General features: G+C 65.7%; 19 protein-coding genes. 10 read left to right on the top strand and 9 right to left on the bottom strand.

From position 1 onward, the window contains the following. Positions 1 to 766 precede the first annotated feature (766 nt). Entirely contained in the window at positions 767 to 2,908 is a 2,142-nt protein-coding gene (locus A5766_RS20055) for an acyltransferase family protein (RefSeq protein ID WP_231894741.1), read from the top strand. Between the two features lie 40 nt (positions 2,909 to 2,948). On the opposite strand, the gene A5766_RS20050 is transcribed toward A5766_RS20055, so the two are convergent. The 4 genes from A5766_RS20050 to A5766_RS20035 all read right to left on the bottom strand — a co-directional run bounded on the left by A5766_RS20050 (position 2,949) and on the right by A5766_RS20035 (position 7,669). Further along, the gene (locus A5766_RS20050; RefSeq protein ID WP_039854086.1) at positions 2,949 to 3,833 is read right to left on the bottom strand and encodes an SGNH/GDSL hydrolase family protein; all 885 of its coding nucleotides are present in this window, start codon (positions 3,831 to 3,833) and stop codon (positions 2,949 to 2,951) included. A gap of 103 nt (positions 3,834 to 3,936) precedes the next feature. Further along, on the bottom strand, positions 3,937 to 5,796 hold the full coding sequence (locus A5766_RS20045) for an FAD-dependent oxidoreductase (RefSeq protein ID WP_064906133.1): 1,860 nt from the start codon (positions 5,794 to 5,796) through the stop codon (positions 3,937 to 3,939). Between the two features lie 91 nt (positions 5,797 to 5,887). Next, complete coding sequence (locus A5766_RS20040) at positions 5,888 to 6,808, bottom strand: VOC family protein (RefSeq protein ID WP_005201741.1); 921 nt, start codon at positions 6,806 to 6,808, stop codon at positions 5,888 to 5,890. A gap of 6 nt (positions 6,809 to 6,814) precedes the next feature. After that, positions 6,815 to 7,669 (bottom strand): fumarylacetoacetate hydrolase family protein, encoded by an 855-nt coding sequence (locus A5766_RS20035; RefSeq protein WP_005201739.1) that lies wholly within the window; start codon positions 7,667 to 7,669, stop codon positions 6,815 to 6,817. Between the two features lie 162 nt (positions 7,670 to 7,831). Between A5766_RS20035 and A5766_RS20030 the strand changes: the two genes are divergently transcribed. Further along, the gene (locus A5766_RS20030; RefSeq protein WP_039854092.1) at positions 7,832 to 8,527 is read left to right on the top strand and encodes a GntR family transcriptional regulator; all 696 of its coding nucleotides are present in this window, start codon (positions 7,832 to 7,834) and stop codon (positions 8,525 to 8,527) included. A gap of 13 nt (positions 8,528 to 8,540) precedes the next feature. Here A5766_RS20030 and A5766_RS20025 read toward each other — a convergent pair whose 3' ends face one another. From A5766_RS20025 to A5766_RS20015, 3 genes are all read right to left on the bottom strand, one after another. Continuing rightward, positions 8,541 to 10,157, bottom strand: coding sequence for an APC family permease (locus A5766_RS20025; RefSeq protein ID WP_005201736.1), 1,617 nt, complete (start codon positions 10,155 to 10,157; stop codon positions 8,541 to 8,543). 18 nt (positions 10,158 to 10,175) lie between these two features. Next, a complete protein-coding gene (locus tag A5766_RS20020) occupies positions 10,176 to 11,054 on the bottom strand; it encodes a universal stress protein (protein ID WP_005201735.1) in 879 nt (292 codons plus the stop codon). Positions 11,055 to 11,236: 182 nt separating this feature from the next. Beyond that, positions 11,237 to 13,108 (bottom strand): NAD(P)/FAD-dependent oxidoreductase, encoded by a 1,872-nt coding sequence (locus A5766_RS20015; RefSeq protein ID WP_005201734.1) that lies wholly within the window; start codon positions 13,106 to 13,108, stop codon positions 11,237 to 11,239. Positions 13,109 to 13,257: 149 nt separating this feature from the next. On the opposite strand from A5766_RS20015, the gene A5766_RS20010 reads away from it, so the two are divergent. The 3 genes from A5766_RS20010 (at position 13,258) to nucS (ending at position 16,750) form a co-directional block, all read left to right on the top strand. Continuing rightward, a complete protein-coding gene (locus A5766_RS20010) occupies positions 13,258 to 14,502 on the top strand; it encodes a helix-turn-helix domain-containing protein (protein WP_039854082.1) in 1,245 nt (414 codons plus the stop codon). Positions 14,503 to 14,541: 39 nt separating this feature from the next. Then, complete coding sequence (glsA, locus tag A5766_RS20005; protein ID WP_039854079.1) at positions 14,542 to 15,978, top strand: glutaminase A; 1,437 nt, start codon at positions 14,542 to 14,544, stop codon at positions 15,976 to 15,978. A gap of 73 nt (positions 15,979 to 16,051) precedes the next feature. Then, positions 16,052 to 16,750 (top strand): endonuclease NucS, encoded by a 699-nt coding sequence (nucS, locus tag A5766_RS20000; protein WP_005201730.1) that lies wholly within the window; start codon positions 16,052 to 16,054, stop codon positions 16,748 to 16,750. A gap of 12 nt (positions 16,751 to 16,762) precedes the next feature. Here nucS and A5766_RS19995 read toward each other — a convergent pair whose 3' ends face one another. Both A5766_RS19995 and mce read right to left on the bottom strand, forming a co-directional pair. After that, positions 16,763 to 17,803 (bottom strand): hypothetical protein, encoded by a 1,041-nt coding sequence (locus A5766_RS19995; protein ID WP_005201729.1) that lies wholly within the window; start codon positions 17,801 to 17,803, stop codon positions 16,763 to 16,765. 100 nt (positions 17,804 to 17,903) lie between these two features. Beyond that, the gene (gene mce / locus A5766_RS19990) at positions 17,904 to 18,446 is read right to left on the bottom strand and encodes a methylmalonyl-CoA epimerase (RefSeq protein WP_005201727.1); all 543 of its coding nucleotides are present in this window, start codon (positions 18,444 to 18,446) and stop codon (positions 17,904 to 17,906) included. Positions 18,447 to 18,525: 79 nt separating this feature from the next. Here mce and A5766_RS19985 point away from each other — a divergent pair, with 79 nt between their 5' ends. The 5 genes from A5766_RS19985 (at position 18,526) to trxA (ending at position 22,784) form a co-directional block, all read left to right on the top strand. Further along, positions 18,526 to 19,731: an acetyl-CoA C-acetyltransferase gene (locus A5766_RS19985; RefSeq protein WP_005201725.1), complete on the top strand. Its 1,206-nt coding sequence runs from the start codon at positions 18,526 to 18,528 to the stop codon at positions 19,729 to 19,731. Positions 19,732 to 19,803: 72 nt separating this feature from the next. Then, the gene (locus A5766_RS19980; protein ID WP_039854076.1) at positions 19,804 to 20,172 is read left to right on the top strand and encodes a DUF3817 domain-containing protein; all 369 of its coding nucleotides are present in this window, start codon (positions 19,804 to 19,806) and stop codon (positions 20,170 to 20,172) included. A 59-nt stretch (positions 20,173 to 20,231) separates the two neighbouring features. Continuing rightward, positions 20,232 to 20,537 carry a thiamine-binding protein gene (locus A5766_RS19975; protein ID WP_005201720.1) on the top strand — a complete coding sequence of 102 codons (306 nt, stop codon included), beginning with the start codon at positions 20,232 to 20,234 and terminating at the stop codon, positions 20,535 to 20,537. 31 nt (positions 20,538 to 20,568) lie between these two features. Then, positions 20,569 to 21,792: an MFS transporter gene (locus A5766_RS19970; RefSeq protein WP_156527531.1), complete on the top strand. Its 1,224-nt coding sequence runs from the start codon at positions 20,569 to 20,571 to the stop codon at positions 21,790 to 21,792. 86 nt (positions 21,793 to 21,878) lie between these two features. Next, entirely contained in the window at positions 21,879 to 22,784 is a 906-nt protein-coding gene (gene trxA / locus A5766_RS19965; RefSeq protein ID WP_005201716.1) for a thioredoxin, read from the top strand. Positions 22,785 to 22,788: the final 4 nt, after the last annotated feature.

Below are 22,788 nucleotides of genomic sequence, written 5' to 3'. Positions count from 1 at the left end.
GGAGAGTAGGACACCGCCGAGCACAACATTCCAGTAATGCCCCGCACCCCTCAAGGTGCGGGGCATTACTGCATTCATGGGGGTGCTCGTTGGGTCCCAGTCCAACTTCGTTCTGGCCGGCCCCGTTCTGCGAGAGGTATTCGGCTCTGGTGAATTATTTGTGCGCTGTTCATGTTCTTTTGCTGCCGGTTATCTCGCATTGTCATCCGATGAAATGATTGTGGCGTGTCGATTGGTCCGCGAACTGAGACCGCATCTAGACTCGGCTCGTCGCGTGATCTCGCGCACTGCCTTCCTGAGATATTCCGACTGACTTGAACCGACGTTCCGAAACGTGCCCTATGCCTTCACATTTGCTGTCTCGCTCATGCTCGTTGCTTTCTTTTCAGCGGCTCCTTGTTCTGCCGTCGTCCGTGGGGTCGGGTGGCGCGGTCGGCTCCGCTCTCGATGAGGGAGTCCGCGGATGATCACTCGCTTGCGGATCTTGCGTGATGTCCGTATGCCGTCGCTGAGTCGCTCTGCCGGCGTCCCCGCCGACAGTGATGTGGCGCGGAGCTCGGTCGGACCGTGGTCTATATCGGCCAACGTCGTTGACGATCCGTGTGTCGACGATGCCTCTGCCCCTTCTGCCCACGACACAGGGTTGGACGAGGCTGATATCGAGTCAGATGCCGCTGCTGTGCCGGACCCTGATGTCGAGACGGCGTCCGACGTCGGCAGCTCGGATATAGGGCAGGAAGAGGCTGTCGAGAGGGTGAATTCCGCCGTGACGCCGGCCCTCAGATACCGGCGGCTGGCCGACCTCAGATATCGGCGCCGGCTTGTCACGCAGAATCCGACCGCTGGTACGGAATTGGTCGATCTTTCGGAAGGCGGTGCGCCGGAAGGCGATGCGCCGGAAGCTGATGTTCCGGACGGCGATGCCGCGCGAGCGGGCACGGCCGAGGTGTCGGTGGACTCGCATTCCGTCGAGCTCGCTCCAGCGAACGCAGCGAATGCGACGAGTGCGCCCGAGGGGCGGGAGCAAGCCGCACCACCGTTGGGTGCCGGACGAATCCGACGCGTTCCCGCGCTCGACGGATTACGCGGTATCGCGGTGCTTGTCGTCGTGCTCTACCACTTCTTCGGTGCGGCCGTGCCGGGCGGTTACCTCGGCGTCGACATCTTCTTCGTGCTGTCGGGTTTTCTCATCACGTCTCTGCTGGTGCGTGAGTACGGTGCCTCGGAACGTATTTCGTTGTCGCGATTCTGGACGCGTCGCGCGCGCCGCATTCTTCCCGCAGCACTTGCTGTGTTGGTGGTCTCCGTTGCTGTCGCTGGTGTGTTGGGTGGCGACATCGCGGTACAACTAGTGCCGCAGTTCGTCGGATCTGCGTTTTTCGTCAATAACTGGGTGCAGATTTCTCAGTCACATAGCTACTTCGCGGACACGACGCCGCAGATCTTCATGCATTACTGGTCGCTGGCAATCGAGGAACAGTTCTACGTCGTGTGGCCATTGCTGTTCGTGGCGATCATGGCGGCTGCGCGCGCGTTGCCGATGCGTCGACGCCTCTGGGTCGCAGCCGGGGTAGCCACTGTGCTGGCGGTGGGATCGGTCGTGGCGATGTGGCTGCTCCATGATCCCCATGCCGACCCGAGCCGGGTGTACTTCGGTACAGACACACACGCATTCGGGTTGTTGGTCGGGGTGATCCTGGCGCTTCTCGTGACGGCGCCGTCGCCCGCAGCACCCGATTCGTGGCCGCGGTTGGTGCCTGAGCGTGTCGTCGACCTGCTCGGCGCTACTCTCGCCCCGGTCGGTTTCCTCGCTCTGGTGGTGCTTTTCCTGGTGCTACCGGATACGTCGTCGTTCACGTATCAGGGCGGACTGCTGCTGGCGTGCATTCTGGCCGCGGGGATCGTGCTCGATGCGATCCGGGGGAGAGGTCGCGTTCACCGACTGATGTGTCGTCAGCCGTTGCGGTACCTCGGTACACGGTCGTTCAGCATCTACCTGTGGCACTGGCCTGTCGTGGTGGTGCTGCGGCAGCTCTTCCATGCTGACCGAGCTCACTCGGGGACTCTGCCCGTATGGGTGATCGGACTCATCGCTGCCGTCCTGACGCTGGCGCTCTCCGAGGCGTCGTTCCGGTGGATCGAAACCCCGTTCCATCGCTTGGGTCTGCGTGGCGTCCTGAACTTGCTTGGTTCGCGCCAACGCACTGCTGCGCCTGCCCTTGCACTCGCCGCTGCCCTCGCTGTTGCTCTGTTCGCTGGTTCCGCACTGGGCACCAGCCCGGCAAAGTCACAGCTCGAGGAGCAACTCGACCAGCTTGCGCAGATGCAGAAGGCCAACGCCGCCGCGCTGCGGCACGCACCTCCTCCTCCGCCCGCGGCACCCGTTCCGACGCTTCCGCTCGGCGGTGAGATCACCGGAATCGGTGACTCGGTGATGCTGGCGTCGTCGATGGCGCTGACCAACCGGTTCCCGGGCATGTACATCGACGCGGAGGTCTCGCGCCACTACACCGGTGGCGAACCGATCATCGAGAACCTCGCCGCCGCCCGTCAGCTACGCAAATTCGTCGTCCTCGGGTTCGGTACCAACGGCCAGGCGTTCGACGGACAACTCGACCGCATCCTCGGCGAGATCGGACCAGGCCACCAGATCGTATTGCTGGTGCCGTACGGCCCCGTCGACGGTATCCCGCAGGCGGCTCGCCAGGTTCTGCAGTACGCGCCGCGGCACCCGAACGTCTACCTGGCGCCGTGGTGCCAGGCTGCCGCAAGTCACCAGCAGCTTCTCGGCGCCGACGGAGTGCATCCGTTCGGGCCAGGCACCTTCCTGTATGCCGATGCCGTCACCCAGGGGTTGCGGCAGGCAGTCACAGGAAAGCGCGATCTCAGTATCTCCTGCCCGATCTGACGGTATCTCCCGTCCCGTCCGAGGCGTGATCGAACCTGGGTCAGCCGGTGATCCATCGGCTGGCGGGGAGATAGCCTGCGACACCCTGCGGGTAGGCGCGGGCCAGAGCGTCGGCGAATCGGCGATTGCGATCGGCGGTACCGGCGGCCGTGTAGTGAATTCCGTCGGAGGCGAACTCGTTCGCTGGTGCACTGCCTGCCCAGTCGTAGACGGCAAGATTCGGGTAGCGCGCGAGTGCGGCGCGTAGTGCTGTGTTGAATGTTGCCATCGCCGCGGGGCCGAATGCCTGGTTCTTCGGATTCGACGTCGTGACCGTCGGCCACAACACGGGTTGACCCTTCAACGCGGACATGATGCGGTCGATCCGCGCGTCGGCGCTCACCGTGCTGCCGGATGAGATCGCCCCGGCGTCGTTGATGCCCATCGCGATCACCCAGCAGCCTTTCGAGCCAGAGCTGAGCAGTCCGGCGACTGCCTTCTCGGCGTCGGTCCCAGGACCTCCGACGACTGCTCGTCCGCTCAGCGCGTCGACCTTCACCGACGTCGCCCCGACTCGCCGGTACTGCGCCGACGCGGTGTCACTCGGACTCGGCAATGCCGATGCCTTGTCTGCGTTCACCGACGTCGAGTCGCCAACCTGGACGACCGAGGTGCAACGTGACGTCGCGTTGCCCGGTGAGGGCACCTTCGGGATGATGTCGCCGAGCCCCAGCTCCGACGATGAGTTGGGAAGCCCGGAGTCGGACAACAGGGAGTTGGCGAGCCCGCCCAATGCACCGGCGATGTCATCTACGGGAGCGGCAGACGCGAAGGCCGGCGCACTCATTCCTGCGGCCACCACGACGCCCAGCGCGATCATGCCAAGGCGCTTGAATGCCGACCGAGAGGTCGTGCTCGACGAGATCTTGCGAACAACTTTAGTCACAGTAGTAACACTGAACACTTCTGTCCCATACGCCGCAACCGCTGAGGGCAAAGTGTCATCGGCGCGTGATGTTCTCGTCGATCGAGCGTGGTGACGAACCGGTTCAGTTCGAACCGGCACCGAGCGGTGCTCGGCTCCCGACCGTGACGACTTTCGCGACGTCGTCCCGAGAGGCGATCGTCTCCGTCTGCGGGGCCCTTGGCGCGGCGTTGGTAGGTGCCTTCCTGGCAAGGACCGTGCTCAGCGCTGCGCGGAGAGTGGAGATCGGATCGCCGACCATCGCCAAGCTGCGCCACGCGACGTGATGGTCGGGTCGGACGAGGAGCGCACCATCGGCGCCGACCTCGCGCTGCTGTGTCCATTCCCGCAGGACGTCGTGGTACTCACAACCGACGCCGACGGCGCGGACGTCGAGTTCGATCCCGAATTCCTGTGCCACCTGTGCCGCCGCGGCACGCCAGTCATCGCCGTTCTCCCCGATGATCAGTGTGAGCGCACCGTGTCCCGTGATGTCGACGGTCGAGACGCGGCGTCGACCCTGCTCGACCCACGCGTGGGGTAGGCGCGCTCCCGGATGTGTCGTCGCCTGGTAGTAGAGCTCTGCGTCGCGGACGTTCTCGGGGTAATCGGTGCCGTCGTCGACGATGCACGTCGACGAATAGCGTTGTCCCAGTTCCACTCGGTGCGCGTTGAACTGATAGTTCTGCAGCGCGACGGCACTGTCGAGTTCGCGGCGTCGCTGCGCGCCGCGCTCGGTTCCGGAGAACAACTCGTCGAGCATCTTCCAACCGTCCTCCGCGGACTGTCCGGGCTCGAAGCCGAGGGCCTGCGAGATCGGCAGCATGTTGCGCACGCTCTCCATCGCGCGATCAACGACCTGTTCTCCGACAGGTTGGCGCTCCTGGGTGTAGGTGTCGAGGAGTGCAGGTTCGGCGTCGCCACGCAGCACCATCGGGAGCTTCCACGCGAGGTTGAAGGAGTCCTGCACCGAGGTGTTGGTGCCGAGACCGTTCGCAGGCGGGTGCCGGTGAGCGGCGTCGCCTGCGAGGAACACCCGACCCTTGCTGAACGTGTCGGCGATGACGTGGTTGATCTGCCATTTGCTGACGGCCTTGATCCGGATGTCGATCGAGTCGTCGCCGATGGTGGTGCGGGCCCGCTCGATGACCGCCTCCTCGGACGTGTCGGGTTCGCCGTCCTCGGGGTTGTACATGCACAGCAGCACCCATTCCGTCCACGGCTTCACGCAGATCCACGTGCCGCTGCCGACCCAGTAGTCGTTGCCGGGCTGCGCCATCCAGTAGAGCGTTCCAGGGCGATGGGCGGTGTACTGGGTGAGGTCTGCTTCGAGCCAGATGTTCATGGCGGCACCGAGGCCCATCTCTCCGCGCAGCGGGAACTCCATCTGCTGCGCGACCGTCGAACGGCCGCCGTCGGCGCCGATCACATACTTGGCGCGTACCCGATACTCGGCGCCTGTCGTGCGTTCGCGCACGATGGCCTCGACGTGATCGCCGGTGTCGGTCAGCGAGACGGCCTCCGTGCTGAACCTGATCTCCGCGCCGAACTCGCGCGCCGCCTGCAGCAGTATCGGTTCGAGGATGTGTTGCGGAATGTTGCACATCTCCGTCGGGCTCGATACCTCGTAGTCGGCGTGCCGCAGCGTCCCCGAACCCCATGACTTCAGCCGGGCGATCTCGGTCCCCGCAAAGCTTGTCGCCCAGACGTTGTTGCCCATGTACTCGTTCGGCACGGCAGCGGCGCGCACGCGGTCGTCGATGCCGAGGTCGCGGAAGACCTCCATCGCACCCTGATTGGTGATGTGGGCGCGTGGTGAGTTCGCGGTGCCGGAGTAGCGGCTGACGGTCAGAGCCCTGACGCCGTACTTGGCGAGCAGTGCTGCTGCGGTCAGGCCAGCCGGCCCTGCGCCGACGATGAGGACATCTGTGGTGACGGTTTCCATCGGAGTCGACCTCCATGGTCGAAGTGCCGGCGTCGTGCCGGAGGGGGTGGATAAGGGGTTTGGGGAGTTATTCGAGCGGGAGTGTCGGGCGTCAGTTGGTCGAGTGTGCGCCGGTCATCATCGCGGCCAGGTCCTCGGGAGCGAGGAAACTCGGGGGAGGTGGCGGTCCCCAATTGAACAGTCCGCGTGCGCCTTCGAGGTCTTCCGGCGTCCACAGCGCATCGTCGGGGATGCAATCCATGTCGGAGTAGTACTCGGAGAAGTTGCCTGCCGGATCCTTCAGATACCAGAAGAAGTTCGAGCCCGCGTGGTGTCGGCCGAGCCCCCATACGTGGCGTTCGGGGTTGCCCTCGAGCATCGCAGCGGCGCCGCGCCCGACGTCGTCGATATCGTCGACCTGCCATGAGGTGTGGTGCAGGTAGGTCACCGGTGAGTTCATGACGAGGATGTTGTGGTGGTCTTGTGAGCAGCGCAGGAACGACCCGTGCCCCTTGATGTGGTCGCTGATCTTGAAGCCGAGTCCGTCGACGAAGAATCGGCAGGTCGCCACGTAGTCGGTGGAACCGAGCACCGCGTGTCCGAGCTTGTGCGGCTTGATCGCGTAGTCGCGCATCACGCCGGGTGCGCGGCCGTACCGTTCGATGCGGCCGGGGCCGTTGTACGGAGTCGGTTCGACACGCTGTTGATTCAGTCTCGGCAGGACTCGCACGGTGGCGCGGAGATCGGCGACCGGTTCGTGGGCGGTCACCTCGTCGCCGTGCCGTTGCGCGAGAAAGCCTTTCGAGACGAGTTCGTGGTGGATGCGGTCGATGTCGTCGAGATCGTCAGCGCCGACCGACAGTTCGAGCAGTCGACGCGTCGGCGCGGCGACGATCCGCAGCTGTTCGCCACCCTCGGTGGTCGACAACCAGCCGTCCGAGGTCGGCGTCAGCCCGAATTCCGTGTAGTAGGCGAGTGTTTCATCGACATTCGGTACGCCCATCGTGACCGATGCGAGCCTGTGCAATGGCATCGTCGATCACCGCGTCTCTGCCGTGGCGACGAAACGCTGCTCGATCTCGCCGATGTCGGCGATCCGAGAGGTGAGGACATCGCCGTCGGTGAGGAATCGCTGCGGCGTTCTGCCCATGCCGACGCCGGATGGTGTGCCCGTGAAGATGATGTCGCCCGGGAGGAGCGGCGTGATGTGCGATAGACGCGAGACCAGTTGCGGGACAGAGAAGATCATCTCCGACGTCCGGCCCTTCTGCATCTGTTCTCCGTTGACGTCGCAGCTGAGTTCGAGGTCGTCGCGGTCGGCGAACTCGTCCGGCGTGACGACGACCGGTCCCATCGGGGCGTACCCCGGGTACGACTTGCCGAGACTGAACTGCGGTGGGTGCGCGTTGAATTGGGTTTCGCGGTCGGAGATGTCCTGGCCGATGGTCAGTCCCGCAACATGATCCCAACCGTCCGCTTCGCTGACACGATGCGCCGCACGGCCGATCACCGCGACCAACTCGACCTCCCAGTCGATCTTGGGGCCCGTCAATTCGACGACGCCGACCGGACCGGCAAGCGACGTGCGGTACTTGGTGAACACGGGCGGGAAGTCGGGGACGTCGTACTTCGACTCCGCTGCGTGCTCGGCGTAGTTGAGGCCGATGGCGAAGACCTGCGCGGGCTCGGGAATCGGATTCTCCAGCGTGGCATCGAAGACGCTGCCGTTGGTGGGGTCGATGTCACGAGCCCAGGCGGCGAAATCGTCCCAGACGTCGTAGATCGCGGTGATCGACGGACCGAACCGTCCGTCGCTGGCCTCGGCGACGTCGATTGCCAGCCGGTGTCCGCTGTCGACCAGCACAGCGCGCTTCTCGAGAACTCCCAGACGCATGATCGCTCACTTCCTCGTATTGCTGCGCATCGATGCCAGGAGGTGATCGGTGTCACAGTCACTGACCTCTGGTCTACTCCCTCATATTCGTCAGTGCAGGTTATTTTCGAAAATATGTCGATCAGACACTGATGCGGATAAAAGTGGGTTATGGTTGTGACCATGGCAACAGCGAAGGCGAAGCAGACGCGAGGCGACCTCGTCTACGCGCAGTTGCGCGGCGAGATCCTCGGCGGCCGTTATCTGCCGGGGGACCGACTGAAGTTCGGGGCGCTCGCCGCGGAATGTGATGCGAGCATGAGTGTGATTCGCGAGGCACTCACTCGGTTGTCACTGGAGGGGCTCGTCACCAACGAACCCAACGTCGGGTACGCGGTCACCGAGATTTCCATTCCTCGTCTACGTGAGCTGACAGACGCGCGCCTCGAACTCGAGGGACTGGTGTTCGGCCGTGCCATCGGCGACGGCGACCTCGCATGGGAGTCATCGGTCGTCGCTGCTCATCACCGTATGGTCGGTACGCGCTACCTCACCGACGACGATCCGGTCCGCGTGACCGATGACTGGGCCTTGGCGCACGCGGCGTTTCACCGCGCACTGCTCGACGGGTGTGGGAACAAGAAGCTCCTACAGTTGGCCAACGGGCTGCGCGACGAGGCCGAGCTCTATCGCCGGTGGTCGCAGCCCCTGGGTCGGGAGAAGAATCGCGATCTCGACGGCGAGCATCGTCGAATGATGGAGTTGGCGCTCGCGCGCGACGCCGACGGCGCAGTGACCGCGCTGCGCGATCACATCGCGCACACCACGGAGTTGCTCGTCGAGAGCGACATCGCCGTGCACAGCGCCGTCACCCTGTGACCGCTCTCGACACCTAGCCGCTGTCTGCGTCCGACGAGACGGGCAGCGAGCGGGGAAGCGTTTCGCCCCGGAAGAACGCCGGCTGTCGCATGCGTAGGTAGAGCATCACGAAGAGTCCGAGCACCAGCAATCCGAAACCGATGTAGAAGACAAGTCCGACGCCGAATATCGAAGCGCCACTACCGTTGTCGGGATTCATGCTCTCGCCGACCGAGATGACGAACACCACGATCAGTGCGGCACCGCCCAACAGCGGGAACAAGAACTTGAAGAAGAAGTTGTGCACGGATGAGAAGAGCTCGCGACGGATGTACCAGACGCACGCGAACGCCGTGATGCCGTAGTACCAGCAGATCATGATGCCCAGCGCTGCGATGGTGTCGATCAAAGTGCGCTCGGACAGGAGTGTCACCGCCGTGTAGAAGACCGCTGTGACGATGCCGGCGACGAGCGCCGCGAACGACGGTGACAGGAAGCGCGGGCTGATCTCGGCGACCTTCTTCGGAAAAGCTCCGTAGCTGCCCATGGCGAGCATGGTGCGCGCGACAGGCAGGAAGGTTGTCTGCAGGCTGGCGATCGACGAGACCAGGATTGCGGCGAACAGCAGGACGCCGCCCCATCGTCCCAGGATCGGATCGGCCAGTGCGCCAAAGACATTCTCGGCGTTGTTCTCGTTGCCCAACCCGACCCCGTCGGTGCCGACGCCCGCATACATCATCACCGCGACCGCCACGAGCAGATAGGTGAGGAGGATCGACATCACGCACAGCAGCCCGGCACGCCCCGGGGTGCGTTTGGGATCTTTGGATTCCTCGCCGAGCGTGAGGCAGGTGTCCCAACCCCAGAAGGCGAAGATCGATCCGGTGAGCCCGACCGCGAAGGCGGAGATGGTCAGCCCGGTAAACGGATTGAACCAGTCGATGTCGAAATGTAGTCCCGCGGGCGCGGATCCGTCGGCGACTTTGACGAACGCGATGATGGCGAACGCGAACAACACGATGAGCTGAAAACCGACCAGTACGTACTGAAGTCGTTCGCTCGTGGTGATCCCGCGCATCGATACCCACGTGGCTATCGCGAGGAGCACCAGCGTCGTCACGATGTTCACGAGCTTGTTGGTGCCGAGATCGGCGATCGACGGCTTGTCGAAGATCTGGGCGATGATCAGGTAGAAGAACTGCACGCCGATCGCCGCGAGATTCGACAACACGATGATGGTCGCCACGACCATTCCCCAGCCGCACATCCAGCCCACGTACGGTCCGAATGCCTTGGTGGACCAGGTGAACGACGCTCCGCAGTCGGGGGTGTCCTTGTTGAGTTCCCGGTAGGCGTATGCGGTGAGGAACATCGGGATGAAACCGGCGATGAAGATCGCGGGCATCTTGAGGCCGACCGCCGCGACGATCAGTCCGATGCTCGCGGTGAGCGTGTAGCCGGGGGCCACCGTCGAAATCCCGAGGACGGCGCCCGAGAACACCCCTACCTTCCCCGACGCGAGTCCCTTGCTGTTCGTTTCGATGGTGACAGGGTTCGACGCGCCTGGGTCAGACGTGTTCGGGTCGGACGTGCTCGGGGTGGACGGCGCAGGGTCGGGCGATTCGGTTGGCGACGATGGGGACGAACTCATCTCTGCAGATCTCCGGTGTCAGGCGCCGCGGGGGACGACGATCATGGGAACGGCGAGCACCCGCAGCATCTTGGCCGCGGTGGACCCGAGGAACAGGTGGAATGGCTGCGCGAGTCGGCTCGAACCGACATAGATGAGGTCGCCCGGTTCCCAATCCAGCGACGCCGCAGCATCTTCGACGGTCTTGCCGGTCGCGATGGCGGTGGTGACCGGATGCCCGTCCGGCAGGTCGGCACGCGCTGCGGCGACAGTGCGTTCGAGGTGCTCGTTCACCACGCGGCGGGCCTCGGAATCCTTCGTCGGATCGCTCGAGAGGCCGTCGTCGACGGGCAGCAGCGACAACAATCGGAGCGGGACGTCGGCGGCCGTGCACGCCCGCGTCGCCGCCTGCAACAGCGCTTCGACGCCCGGTCGTCGACCCACCGCGCACGTGATGCGCGTAACCGGCGAGACGATTTCGCGTAGGCCCCGGGGAGTCACCGCAACCGGGGTGCCCGAGGTGTGCACGAGATCGGTCACAACGGAACCGAGCGTGTGACGCCCGAGGATTCCGCCTCCGGACCCGCCGACGACGATCATCGACGAGTTCAGCCGTGTCGCCTCGATCGACAGGCCCTCCGCGGCGTTCTCATACTCGGCGACATAGCCTTCGCCGTCGACACCGTCGGGCAATGTGCGCAGCGCTTCGTCGAGCCAGGTCGCGGCCTGTCTGTCCAGGATCTCCTGGAAGTCGCCCGGCGCCACGGCCTGTTCGGCCGGTGTGGACGGCGGCACCACCAGACAGATCTTCAGGTCGGCGTCGAAGGATTGGGCCAACTGTGCGCCCAAGGCCAGTGCATCCTCGCCGCCGGGGGTTGCGAGGTAGGCGACCAGCAGGTTGGGCCTGGGGTTGGTCATGGTGATGCGCTCCGTTCGGTCGGCTCGGGAGGGTGGCGCCAGCAGGGTACGAGCGGTTCGAGATTCACGGCAGTGGACTCACTGTGCGCTGGGCCACTTCCGGGCGCACTGGCCAGAATGTCCTGCGCCCAAGAGGTACGCAGGACATTCTGGCCAGTCAAACGGAGGGACTCGACGACTCGTCAGCTCAGGTGGTGGACCTCCTGCAGGTCGTAGACGGGGGTGTCGATGCCCTCGAAACGCGCCTTGAGTTGCAGCGCGAGGTACAGCGAGTAGTGGCGGGACTGGTGCAGGTTGCCGCCGTGGAACCACAGGCCCGGCTGTTGGGTCGGCTTCCACATGTTGCGTTGCTCGCCCTCCCATGGCCCGGGGTCCTTGGTGGTGTCGGAGCCGAGTCCCCACACCTTGCCCACCCGATCGGCGACATCCTGACCGATCAGGTCGGCCGCCCATCCGTTCATCGAGCCGTACCCGGTTGCGTAGACCACGACGTCTGCCGGAAGCTCTGTGCCGTCGGCGAGCACCACGGAGTTCTCGGTGAGGTGATCGACCTGTCCGTGAGCGAGCTTGATGGTGCCGTCGGCGACCAGCTCGCACGCACCGACGTCAATGTAGTAGCCCGAGCCGCGACGCAGGTACTTCATGAACAGTCCCGAGTCGTCGTCGCCGAAGTCGAGGTCGAATCCCGCAGCTTCAAGCCGAGCGTAGAAGTCCTTGTCGCGCTCACGGATCTGGTCGTAGAGCGGGATCTGGAACTCGTGCATGATCCGGTAGGGCAGCGAGGCGAACGTGAGGTCGGCCTTCTTCGTCGTCATGCCCGACGCCACTGCCTGCTCGCTGTAGAGCGCACCGAGGCCGATCTCCATGAGTGAGTCCGACTTCACGATGTGTGTCGACGATCGCTGGATCATCGTGGTGTCGATCCCGTTCTCCACCAACGCTTTACAGATGTCGTGTGCCGAGTTGTTGGCACCGACCACGACGACGCGTTTGCCCGCGAAGCCGTCGGGTCCCGGGTGCTGACTCGAGTGGTGCTGCTCGCCGGCGAACACGTCCTGGCCGGAGAAGGACGGGACGTTGGGCTTGCCCGACATTCCGGTCGCGAGGACGAGCTGGGTCGGGGTGAGTGTGAGGTGCTCCCCGTCGCGATCGACCTCGACGGTCCAGTGTCCGGCCTGCTCGTCGTAGCTCGCCGACGTGCAGGTGGTCTTCGACCAATAGGGAACCTCCATGACGCGCGTATAGAACTCGAGCCAGTCGCCGATTTTGTCCTTGGGCGCGAAGACGGGCCAGTTCTCGGGGAAGGGGAGGTAGGGCAGGTGGTCGTACCAGACCGGATCGTGCAGACACAGCGTCTTGTACCGTCCGCGCCACTGGTCGCCCGGTCGGTCGTGACTGTCGACGACGATCGACGGAACGCCGAGTTGCCGCAGCCGCGCACCGAGCGCGATGCCACCCTGGCCGCCGCCGACGACGAGCACATAGGGCTGGCTCGATCGACCGAGCTCCGCCTCCTCGGCCTCGCGGCGTTCGGCCCACGACCGTGCGTCGGGCTCGGACCCGTGTACCGCGCCCAGCACTCTGCTCGCGCCGCGGCGCTCCTCGTACCCCGTCAGTTCCTGGAGGGTGGTGAGCAGTGTCCAGGCCTCGTCGCGGTCGTCGTCACCGTCGGCCGTCCGTCGGAGCCGCAGTAAGCCTTCGCCGCGACCCGTTGCGGTCTCGAACTCGAGAAACGCGGTCACCACGCCGTCGTCCTCGGTCGGGGTCTCGGTGGCGGTGAACGACTCCGGGTCGGTGTCGTCGAGGCGCGCTGTGAGCATGTCCGCGAGCTGCTCGCGCCCCTCGACGGTTTTGAGATTCCACGTGAAGGCCACGAGGTCACGCCAGTAGCAGTCGGTCGCGAACATCGAGGTCGCCGCGGCGATGTCGCGTGATCGAAGTGCCGATTCGAAGTCGGCGAGCCAGCGGTCGACGCGTTCGGCCGGTGTCCGATGGGTCGTCTCGTCTCGTCCGGTGGTCGGCGTGGACGTATGGGGTTCAAGCGTCTGAGTCATTGCTTCTCCTCATCTCTGCCGGTCCGTTGGGCCCGGCGGGTGTGATGCACAGCACACTCGGGAGTGGGTGGGGTGGGCAAGGGTTGCAGCGGGTTGCATCCGCGGAGTTCTTTGCGGTCCGACTGTGATCGGGAGCACAATCTCTGGTGATGACCGCTACATCACCAGCCAGAGCGGGCGAGCCCGCAGTCGGCGCGGGCGACGACCCGCGGCACTATGCCGCCGTCCTCGCCGCCGTGTACGACGCCGCGATGTCGGGCAATCGCCCGCCGGCGCGTCCGCGCGACGTGATCGGCGAGTCCTGGCGACGAGTCCTGCACGCGGGTGTCGACCCGGAGCGCGGCAGCGCGGAGAATCTCATCGGTGCCGCAGACCTCGAGGCGCGTCGTGCACAGTCGCCGCTGACACTCGTTCTCGACGATCTGACCGGCGGACTCGACGCCGTGATCGCCGACGGCGACAACATTCTCGTGATCGCCGACGCCGCGGGACACGTCCTCTGGCGCGGAGGTCAGACCCGCGTGTTGCACCGGGCAGATCGTCTCGGATTCGTCGAGGGCGCGGATTGGGGAGAGCGGTCCGTCGGCACCAACGCCATTGGAACCGCGTTGATGTCCGGAGGCCCCGTGCAGGTTTTCTCCGCCGAGCACTTCGTTCGAACACACCACACCTGGACGTGCACGGGTGCGCCGATCCGCGACCCGAGAACGGATGCGGTGCTCGGCGTCGTCGACGTCAGTGGCCCTGCCGCAACCATTCACCCGACGACGCTGGCGCTCGTGAGTGCAGTTGCGAAACTCGCCGAATCTCAACTGCGCGAACATCATCGACGCAGGCTCGACGAGCTGAGGGCGATCGCGGCTCCGATCCTCGCGCGTTCGTCCGGGCCTGCGCTCGCCGTCGACGCCGACGGTTGGGTGGCGGCGGTCGACTCGGTTGCACCGTGCTCGCGACTGGCACTACCGCGAAGCCCGCAACCCGGGCGCGCGTGGTTGCACGCGCTGGGCGCGTGCGAGTTCGAACCGTTGCCCGGTGGATGGCTCGTGCGCGTCGCCGACGACCGCGACCCGACGACGACACTCGTCGAACTCGATCTCGCAGGCGATCACCCGCCGACAGTGCGGGTATCGGGCGCGACGGGCTCGTGGACCCACCGTCCGTCGCCGCGGCACGCGGAGATTCTGGCGTTGCTCGCCGCCCACCCCGACGGGTTGAGTGCAGCCGCGATGTCGGAGCAACTCTTCGGCACCGACGACCGCACCGTGACCGTGCGTGCCGAGATGTCGCGTCTGCGAAGGAGTCTCGGCGGCGTGCTCAGCGCGAATCCGTACCGGTTCGCCCCAGGCGTCGACATCACGTCTGTCGACGACTCGGCGCGGTCACTCGACCGGTGAATCCTCGACCCGTGAACCTCCGCGGGTTACGGTCGGTGCGTGACGATTTCGCATGTGGATGGCTACCTTCGCAAGATCATGTCCGACTGCGTGGACGATCGGACGGGGGAGGTGGCCGACTACATCCCCGAACTCGCGGCGGTTGATCCCGACGGCTACGGGCTCTCGGTCGCCATGCACGACGGCTATCTCTACTCGCTCGGTGACTCGGGGACCGCGTTCACCATCCAGTCGGTGTCCAAGCCGCTGACCTACGCGATGGCGCTGAGCCGATTGGGCCCGACGGAGGTCGACGCGAAGATCGGTGTCGAGCCGTCGGGTGAGGCGTTCAACCAGATCAGCGTCGACTCGCGCCGGCGTCCCAAGAACGCGATGATCAACGCGGGTGCGATCGTCGCATCGTCGTTGCTCCTTCCGCCGGTTCGCGACGTCGATCCCGATGTCGTGGAGAAGACCTTCGAGGAGATCCTCGCCTTCTACTCGGCATGCGCGGGACGACAGTTGACCCTGAACGAGAGCGTCTTCGAGTCGGAGGCGGCGACTGGGTCGCGTAACCGCGCGATCGCCTACATGCTCGACAGCTTCGGCGGACTCGACACCCACCCCGACGCCGCGATCGCGCTCTATTTTCGTCAGTGCGCGATCGATGTCACCACCAGCGACCTCGCCGTCATGGGTACGACGATCGCCTGCGGTGGGGCCAACCCGCGCACGGGACGGCGAGTGTTCAGCCAGGAGGTCGCACAGCGGTTGCTGAGCGTGATGACCACGTGCGGCATGTACGACGCCGCGGGCGACTGGGTGACGGCAGTCGGAATGCCTGCGAAAAGTGGTGTGGGAGGCGGCATCCTGGCGGTGCTGCCCGGCCAGCTGGGCATCGGTGTCTACTCGCCTCGACTTGATGAGCACGGCAACAGCGTGCGCGGCGTCGACACGTGCGAGCACCTGTCGACCGACCTCGGGCTCCACATGTTCAACGTGACCCGCGAGAACCGGGTCGCGATCAGAGCGACCTACGACATCGCCGACTTCTCCGTCGGCGACGACTGGACGGAGGAGGAGCGCAGCTTCCTGCGCACCTGCCGCGACCGTGTCCGAGTGTACGAGTTGCAGGGCGACCTGACGTTCGGCAGCGCGGAGAGCGCACTGCGGCGCGTCGAGGAGGACATCGAGCGTGTCGACGTCGTGATCATCGAGATCTCGCGTGTCGGGGTGATCGATCCGGTTGCCCGCACGATGATGCTCGCCGTCAAGAACTCGGCCGACGACAACGGTAAACGCATCATTCTCGTCGACCCCGACGGCGAGGTGCGCGCGAGTGTCGAGCGACACCGGTCGGACTCCTTCGTCCACAACCTCGCCGTACCGGCCCAGTTGCAGGGACTCGATCCCACGCTCCCGCACGTGCACTCGTCCATGGCCGACGCCGTCGACGACGCCGAACAGTTCCTGCTGAAGCACTACCGCAACGCCTGACGCGGCGCCGTGGTGGCTCGCCGGGGGTCGGGGGTCGTGTTGGTCAACGCGCGCGGCCGATAAGCTGCCCGGTGTGCGTCTGGTGATCGCGGAATGCCAAGTGGACTACGTCGGCCGACTGACGGCTCATCTGCCCATGGCCAAACGGTTGCTGCTCATCAAGTCCGACGGCTCGGTGAGCGTGCATGCCGACGATCGCGCCTACAAACCGCTGAACTGGATGAGTCCGCCCTGCTGGTTGACCGAGGCGCAGGTTCCCGACGAGGTCGCAGCGCTGCATGAGTCGGTCGAGGCGTACTGGGTGGTGACCAACAAGGCCGGCGAGGAGCTGCGCATCACGCTCGCGTCGATAGAGCACGACTCGTCGCATGAACTGGGCATCGATCCCGGCCTGGTCAAGGACGGCGTCGAGGCGCACCTGCAGGAGTTGCTCGCCGAGCACGTCGAGACGCTCGGACCCGGTCACACGCTGATCAGGCGCGAGTACATGACGGCAATCGGGCCCGTCGACATTCTGTGCAGGGATGCGCAGGGTGCGACCGTCGCCGTCGAGATCAAACGTCGCGGCGAGATCGACGGCGTCGAACAACTGACCCGTTACCTCGAACTCCTCAACCGCGATCCGTTGCTCGCACCCGTCAGTGGCGTCTTCGCGGCCCAGCAGATCAAACCACAGGCGCGCACGCTGGCGACCGACCGCGGAATCCGTTGCGTCGTCCTGGATTACGACGCTCTGCGGGGAGCGGAGAGTACCGAGTTCCGGTTGTTCTGAGGCGCCGCGGCGTCAGTCGCCCGTGCTGAAGCGGGCGCGCTCGGACAGTATCCGGTTGAGCAGTTCGGAGTCGTCGGCATCCGACAACGACGTGTAGTCGATGTCTTCGGCAGGACGCAGCGTGTCGGGGAACGTGTCGAACTCGCGCTGGATCTCGTTGAGCTTCTTGCGGATCTCCTCGAACTCCTCAAGGACCTGCGTGCGCGCGTCGTCGGCCTTCGCCGAGAGATTGCGGGCGCCCGCCAGTCGCTCGATGGCGATGTCGCGGGCGGTGTCGCGAATCTGCTTGGCCTCGGCCAATGCTTGTCGACGCTCCTCGGCGAGGGTCATGTCGTGGTGGCGGCGTTCCTCGGTGCGCGTCTGCTTGCTCTGTCGCGCCAGTTCGTCGGCGTCCGCATGAGCCTTGGCGACCAGTTGGGAGGCCTGGGTACGTGCCGCGTTCATCGTCGCCGTGTGCTCGGCTTCCATCGCCGCTGCGCGTTCGCTGCACAACCGGTCCGACTCCGCGGCGTCGGCCTTTGCCTTGGCGTGGATCGACTCCGCGTCGGTGCGTAGGTCAGATGCGTGCTGTTCCGCCTCGGCGACGATGCCGGACGCCTTGTTCTCGGCGTCAGCCACGATCGATTCAGCCCTGGCCTGTGCCTCGGACAGGATTCGGTCGGCATCTTCACGTGAGTTCTTGCCGAGTTCCGCTGCTTCCTGACGCGCCACCGACACCGTCTCGGCGGCCTCGGCGCCTGCTTCTGCGCGCATCTCCGACGCCTCGTCGGACGCGAGCTGCAGCATGCGACTCAATCGTTCGCTCATGCCCTGGGCCGTCGTGGGTGGCACAGACAGGGTGTCGACCTCGCGGCGGAGTTCCTCGATCGTCGCGCGGGCCTCGTGCAGATGCGCGGCGAGTTCTTGCGCGTTGGCGGTCGCGGCGTCGCGGTCGGCGGCGAGGACTCGCAGGTCGGCGTCGATGCGTCGGAAACGCTCGGCGACCTGCTCGCGATCGTATCCGCGCATGACGACGGCGAACGGGAGTTGCTGCCTCGGAGCCTGGCTCGACATGGTTCGACAGTCTAGTCGGCCGTGCTGTGGCGGTGCTGTGTCTGGTACGAGCGCGTGTGCGCCTCGGCAAATATTTGCCGTGGACGCGGAAGTGCGCGGGTCAGTGCGTCGAAGCGCTGTGGTCGGCCGCGGGTTCGACGAGCTCGAGCAGCACGCCGCCAGCATCCTTCGGATGAACGAAGTTGATTCGCGAGTCGGCCGTGCCGCGTCGCGCCTCCGGATACAGAACGCGGACCCCTGCGGACGTCAGGCGGGACACCACCTCGTCGACGTCGGTGACCCGTACGGCGAGCTGCTGCAAGCCTGGTCCATTGCGATCGAGGAACTTGGCGATCGTCGACGACTCGGACGCCGGTGCGAGCAGTTGGATGACCGCGCCTGTGCCCGAGTCCGCGGGTCCGATCATCGCCTCCTCGACGCCCTGCTCCTCGTTCTTCTCCTGGTGCAGGGTGACGAAGCCCAGATGGTCGGCGTACCACTGCTTCGCGGCGTCGAGATCGGGCACCGCGATACCGACGTGGTCGATGGCCACCACAAGGTCGGAGATGAGTGCCGTCGCGCCGGCGGAGCCGACCGCGGCTGCGGTTTCGGAATCAGATGCAACTGCCGATTCGACGGGGGGCACGGATGATGAGGGCGTCATGCGATAAAGGTAACGTTTAAGGCGTCATACGAACAGAGCGACCGCTCGGTTGGTCGCTGCCCAGTACTTGGAGGTCCTCATGTCCCCGGCAACAGATCAGGCGACGTCGGTGATCGTCGCCGGCGCGCGCACGCCGTTCGGTCGGCTCCTCGGCTCGCTGAAGGGTTTCAGCGGTGTCGATCTCGGTGCGATCGCCATCAAGGCTGCGCTCGAACGCGGAGGCGTCCCGGCGTCGGCTGTCGACTACGTGATCATGGGCCAGGTGCTCACCGCAGGCGCGGGACAGATGCCCGCACGCCAGACATCGGTGAAAGCCGGAATCGGGTGGGACGTTCCCGCGCTGACCATCAACAAGATGTGCTTGTCCGGCATCGACTCGATCGCGCTGGCCGACCAGCTCATCCGTGCCGGTGAGTTCGAGTGCGTCGTGGCCGGTGGCCAGGAGTCCATGACCCAGGCGCCGCACCTGCTGCCGGGAAGCCGCAGCGGATTCAAGTACGGCAACACCGAGCTCGTGGACCACACCGCATTCGACGGCCTCTACGACGCCTTCACCGATCAGCCGATGGGTGCGCTGACCGAGCAGGGCAACGACACCGATGGCTTCACCCGCGCCGAGCAGGACGAGTTCGCCGCGCGTAGCCACCAGCTCGCCGCGACCGCGTGGAAGAACGGACTCTTCGCCGACGAGGTCGTTCCCGTGAGCATCCCGCAGCGCAAGGGCGACCCGATCGAATTCTCCGAGGACGAGGGTATTCGCGCCGACACCACTGCCGATACTCTCGCGGGACTGCGCCCGGCATTCCGCAAGGACGGCACCATCACCGCGGGCAACTCGTCACAGATCTCCGACGGCGGCGCCGCCGTCGTCGTGATGAGCAAGGCGAAGGCCGCAGAACTCGGCCTGACCCCGCTCGCCGAGATCGGTCCGCACGGAGTGGTTGCGGGCCCCGACTCCTCGCTGCAGCTCCAGCCGGCCAACGCCATCGAAAAGGCTTGTGCGCGAGCGGGAATCACGCCAGCCGATCTCGACCTCGTTGAGATCAACGAGGCGTTCGCCGCGGTCGGACTGGCCTCGACCAAGGCGCTCGGCATCAACCCCGACATCGTCAACGTCAACGGTGGGGCCATCGCGATCGGCCATCCCATCGGGACGTCCGGAGCACGCATCACGCTGCACCTCGCGCTGGAACTGCAGCGTCGGGGCGGGGGCGTCGGTGTTGCTGCGCTCTGCGGCGCGGGCGGTCAGGGTGACGCGCTCATCATTCGCGTGCCCAAGGCCTGAGGAAACTTCACCACGTTCGTGATCACGGATGCCTACTACGCCCTGTCGTAGTAGGCATCCGTGTCAGGCACAATGGGTTATATGAGGCAATTCTTCGACCTGTCCACCCCGGCCAAGCGTTTCCGGTTCGTCGCCGTACTCGAGGCAATCACCTGGGCCGCGCTGTTGGTGGCGATGTTCTTCAAGTGGGTGCTCGGGTACACCGAGGCCGTCGCGGTTCCCGGCATGGTGCACGGCATCGTCTTCGTCGTCTTCGTTCTGATCTCGATCGTCACCGCGGTGTCGTTGCGGTGGAGCCTCTCGGTTACCGCGCTCGCGCTGATCTCCAGCATCCCGCCGTTCGGCACGCTGGTGTTCGAGTGGTGGGCACGCCGCAACGGGCACCTGGCCGAGCTGTCGGGGCAGGTCGACGCCGAGTCGACGCCCCAGTACGCGGCATGACGTCCCGGTAAGCGACCCTGGTCGCTTCCGATTCCGCATCACTTGCAGAGGAGCCGACCATGATCGCCGCATTCAGTCTCACGCCGTCGGGTGGCGACGCCGTCGGTGACGACGGAGGCATGAGCGAAGCCGTCGCGGCGGCCGTGCGGGTGGTGCGCGAATCAGGTCTTCCACACCAGACCACCGCGATGTTCACCTACATCGAGGGTGACTGGGATGCGGTGATGGACGTGATCAAACGCGCCACCGACGCGGTCGGCGAACTCGCCCCGCGTGTGGGCCTCGTCATCAAGGCCGACGTCCGCCCCGGCCACACCGACGAACTGACCGGCAAGGTCGACCGGGTGATGCGACATCTGTCCTGACTCGGCCCGCGCGCCTGCTCGACGATCCACGCTGACGAGTGCGCGCGGTGCGGTCTCGGCGATCTTCTTCCTGAACGGCTTTCTCGCAGCGCTGTGGGTGGCCCACATTCCCGTCATCACCGCCCACACCGGCACCTCGCACGAGCAGCTCGGCGGGCTGCTGCTGTTGCTCGGCGGCTCGGCGTTCGTCGGCATGCAGGTCAGCGGGCATGCTCTCGACAGATTCGGTTCGCGCACCACGACTTTGGTCGCGGCTACGCTGCTGTGTCCGGTCATGATCGGGCCCGCGGTGGCGTCGAATACCGGTCAGCTCGCCGTCGCGCTCGTGCTCTTCGGGTTCGTCAACGGAAGCCTCGACGTCTCGATGAACGCCCAGGCCGTCGCGGTTGAACGGGCGTATCGCCGACCGATCATGTCGTCGTTTCACGGATTCTTCTCGCTCGGCGGCCTTGCCGGGTCGCTCGTCGTCGCCGCGACGTTGTGGGCGCAGGTCGGCGTCGTCGCGACTGTCGGGGTGTCGGCGCTACTCGGGTTGGTGCTGGTCGCGGTGTGTGCCCGCTCGCTCGTCGCGCCTGACGGTGGGGGATTGGTCGAAGCGGCCTCGGCCTCGGCGTCGGCGGCAGGTGGGTCGACAGACGACGATGCGTCGACGACAGGCGCGCGTTGGTGGCATGGACTGGACCTGCGTCGACTGGCAATCCTCGCGGCCGTGGCGTTCGCACTCATGCTGGCCGAGGGAACGGCATATGACTGGAGTGCGCTGCAGATCGTCGAAGATTTCGGTACGCGTGACGCGGTCGGCGCTGTGGCGTTCGGGGCGTTCAGTGCCGCGATGACGATCGCCCGCTTCGGCATCGACCCGATCGCTGGGCGGCTCGGCCCCGTCTGGGTGGTGCGGGTGGGTTCGGCGCTCGGCATCTGTGGAATCACCTTGGCGATTCTCGCTCCCGAACCGGTCATCGCGATCGTCGGCTGGACCATCTTCGGCGTCGGTCTCGCCGGGCTGATCCCGCAGATCTTCACGGCTGCAGGCAATCTCACGACGTCGTCGAGCGGACGTGCCATCTCTACCGTCGTCGGCTGCGGCTACATCGGGATGCTGTCGGGACCCGCGATCGTCGGGTTCATCGCGGGTCACTCGGGGGTGTCGGTCGGCCTGACACCCGCAATCGGCGCGCTGGTCTTCGCGTTGGTGGCAGCGCCGGTCGTACGACCGGTGAGTGGTCGGGCCGTCCGTGACACACTAGAGGGGTGACACGACCGACCCCCAGGCCTCAGGGAAATGCAGCACGCACCCAGGCCGCCGCCGCAGCACGTCAGCAAGCCGCCGCGACAGTTGCCATGTCAGGTGCAGTCGACCTCTCCGCACTGAAGGAGAAGGCCGAGGCGCAACGAGCGCAGGCGCGTCAACCCGCCGCGGCAGCCCAGCGGCCCAGCGCTGGAGCGGCGCCGACCGGCGGCAACGTGATCGACGTGACGGACGCGACCTTCGAGACCGAGGTCCTCGCCCGCTCGACGAGACAGCTTGTCCTGGTCGACCTCTGGGCGGAGTGGTGCGGTCCGTGTAAGCAGTTGTCGCCGGTGTTGGAGAAGCTCGCCAACGCCTCTGGCGGCGCCTGGGTCCTCGCCAAGATCGATGTCGACGCGAACCCGCAGATCGCGCAGGCCTTCGGTGTGCAGTCGATTCCGACGGTTGTCGCACTCGCCGCCGGTCAGCCCGTCGCCGCTTTCAATGGCGCGCGTCCGGAGGCCGAGATCGTCGACTGGATCGATCAGATCCTCGCCCAGGTCGGCGGTGCGCTCGCTGGGGCTCCTGCCCCCGAGGCAGAGCAGGAGATCGCCGACGATCCGCGCATGGTCGCCGCCGAGGACAAGATGAACGCGGGCGACTTCGACGGTGCGCTCGCCGACTACCGCGCCATCGCCGAGGCCGAGCCCGACAACGTCGAGGCCGCATCGTTGGTGCGCAACCTCGACTTCATGCTCCGTGCCCAGGCTCATGACCCAGCGATCGTCGAGAATGCCGCCGCGACAGACGTCGACGCCCAACTCGCGGCCGCGGACGTCCTGCTGCTCGGTCAGGATCCGGAGGGAGCGTTTGCGCGCATCATCGACGTTGTGAAGGTGACCTCCGGCGACGACCGGACCCGTGCACGGACCCGACTGCTCGAGCTGTTCGAGCTGTTCGACCCGGCCGAGCCGTTCGTGGTGGCCGCTCGTCGAAAGCTGGCTGCCGCGCTGTTCTGAGCCG

The organism is Gordonia sp. 852002-51296_SCH5728562-b, from assembly GCF_001665475.1.
Classification (GTDB): domain Bacteria; phylum Actinomycetota; class Actinomycetes; order Mycobacteriales; family Mycobacteriaceae; genus Gordonia; species Gordonia sputi.
Note: the sequence above shows the minus strand (reverse complement) of the source record. Positions and strands in the feature narration are given on the sequence as shown.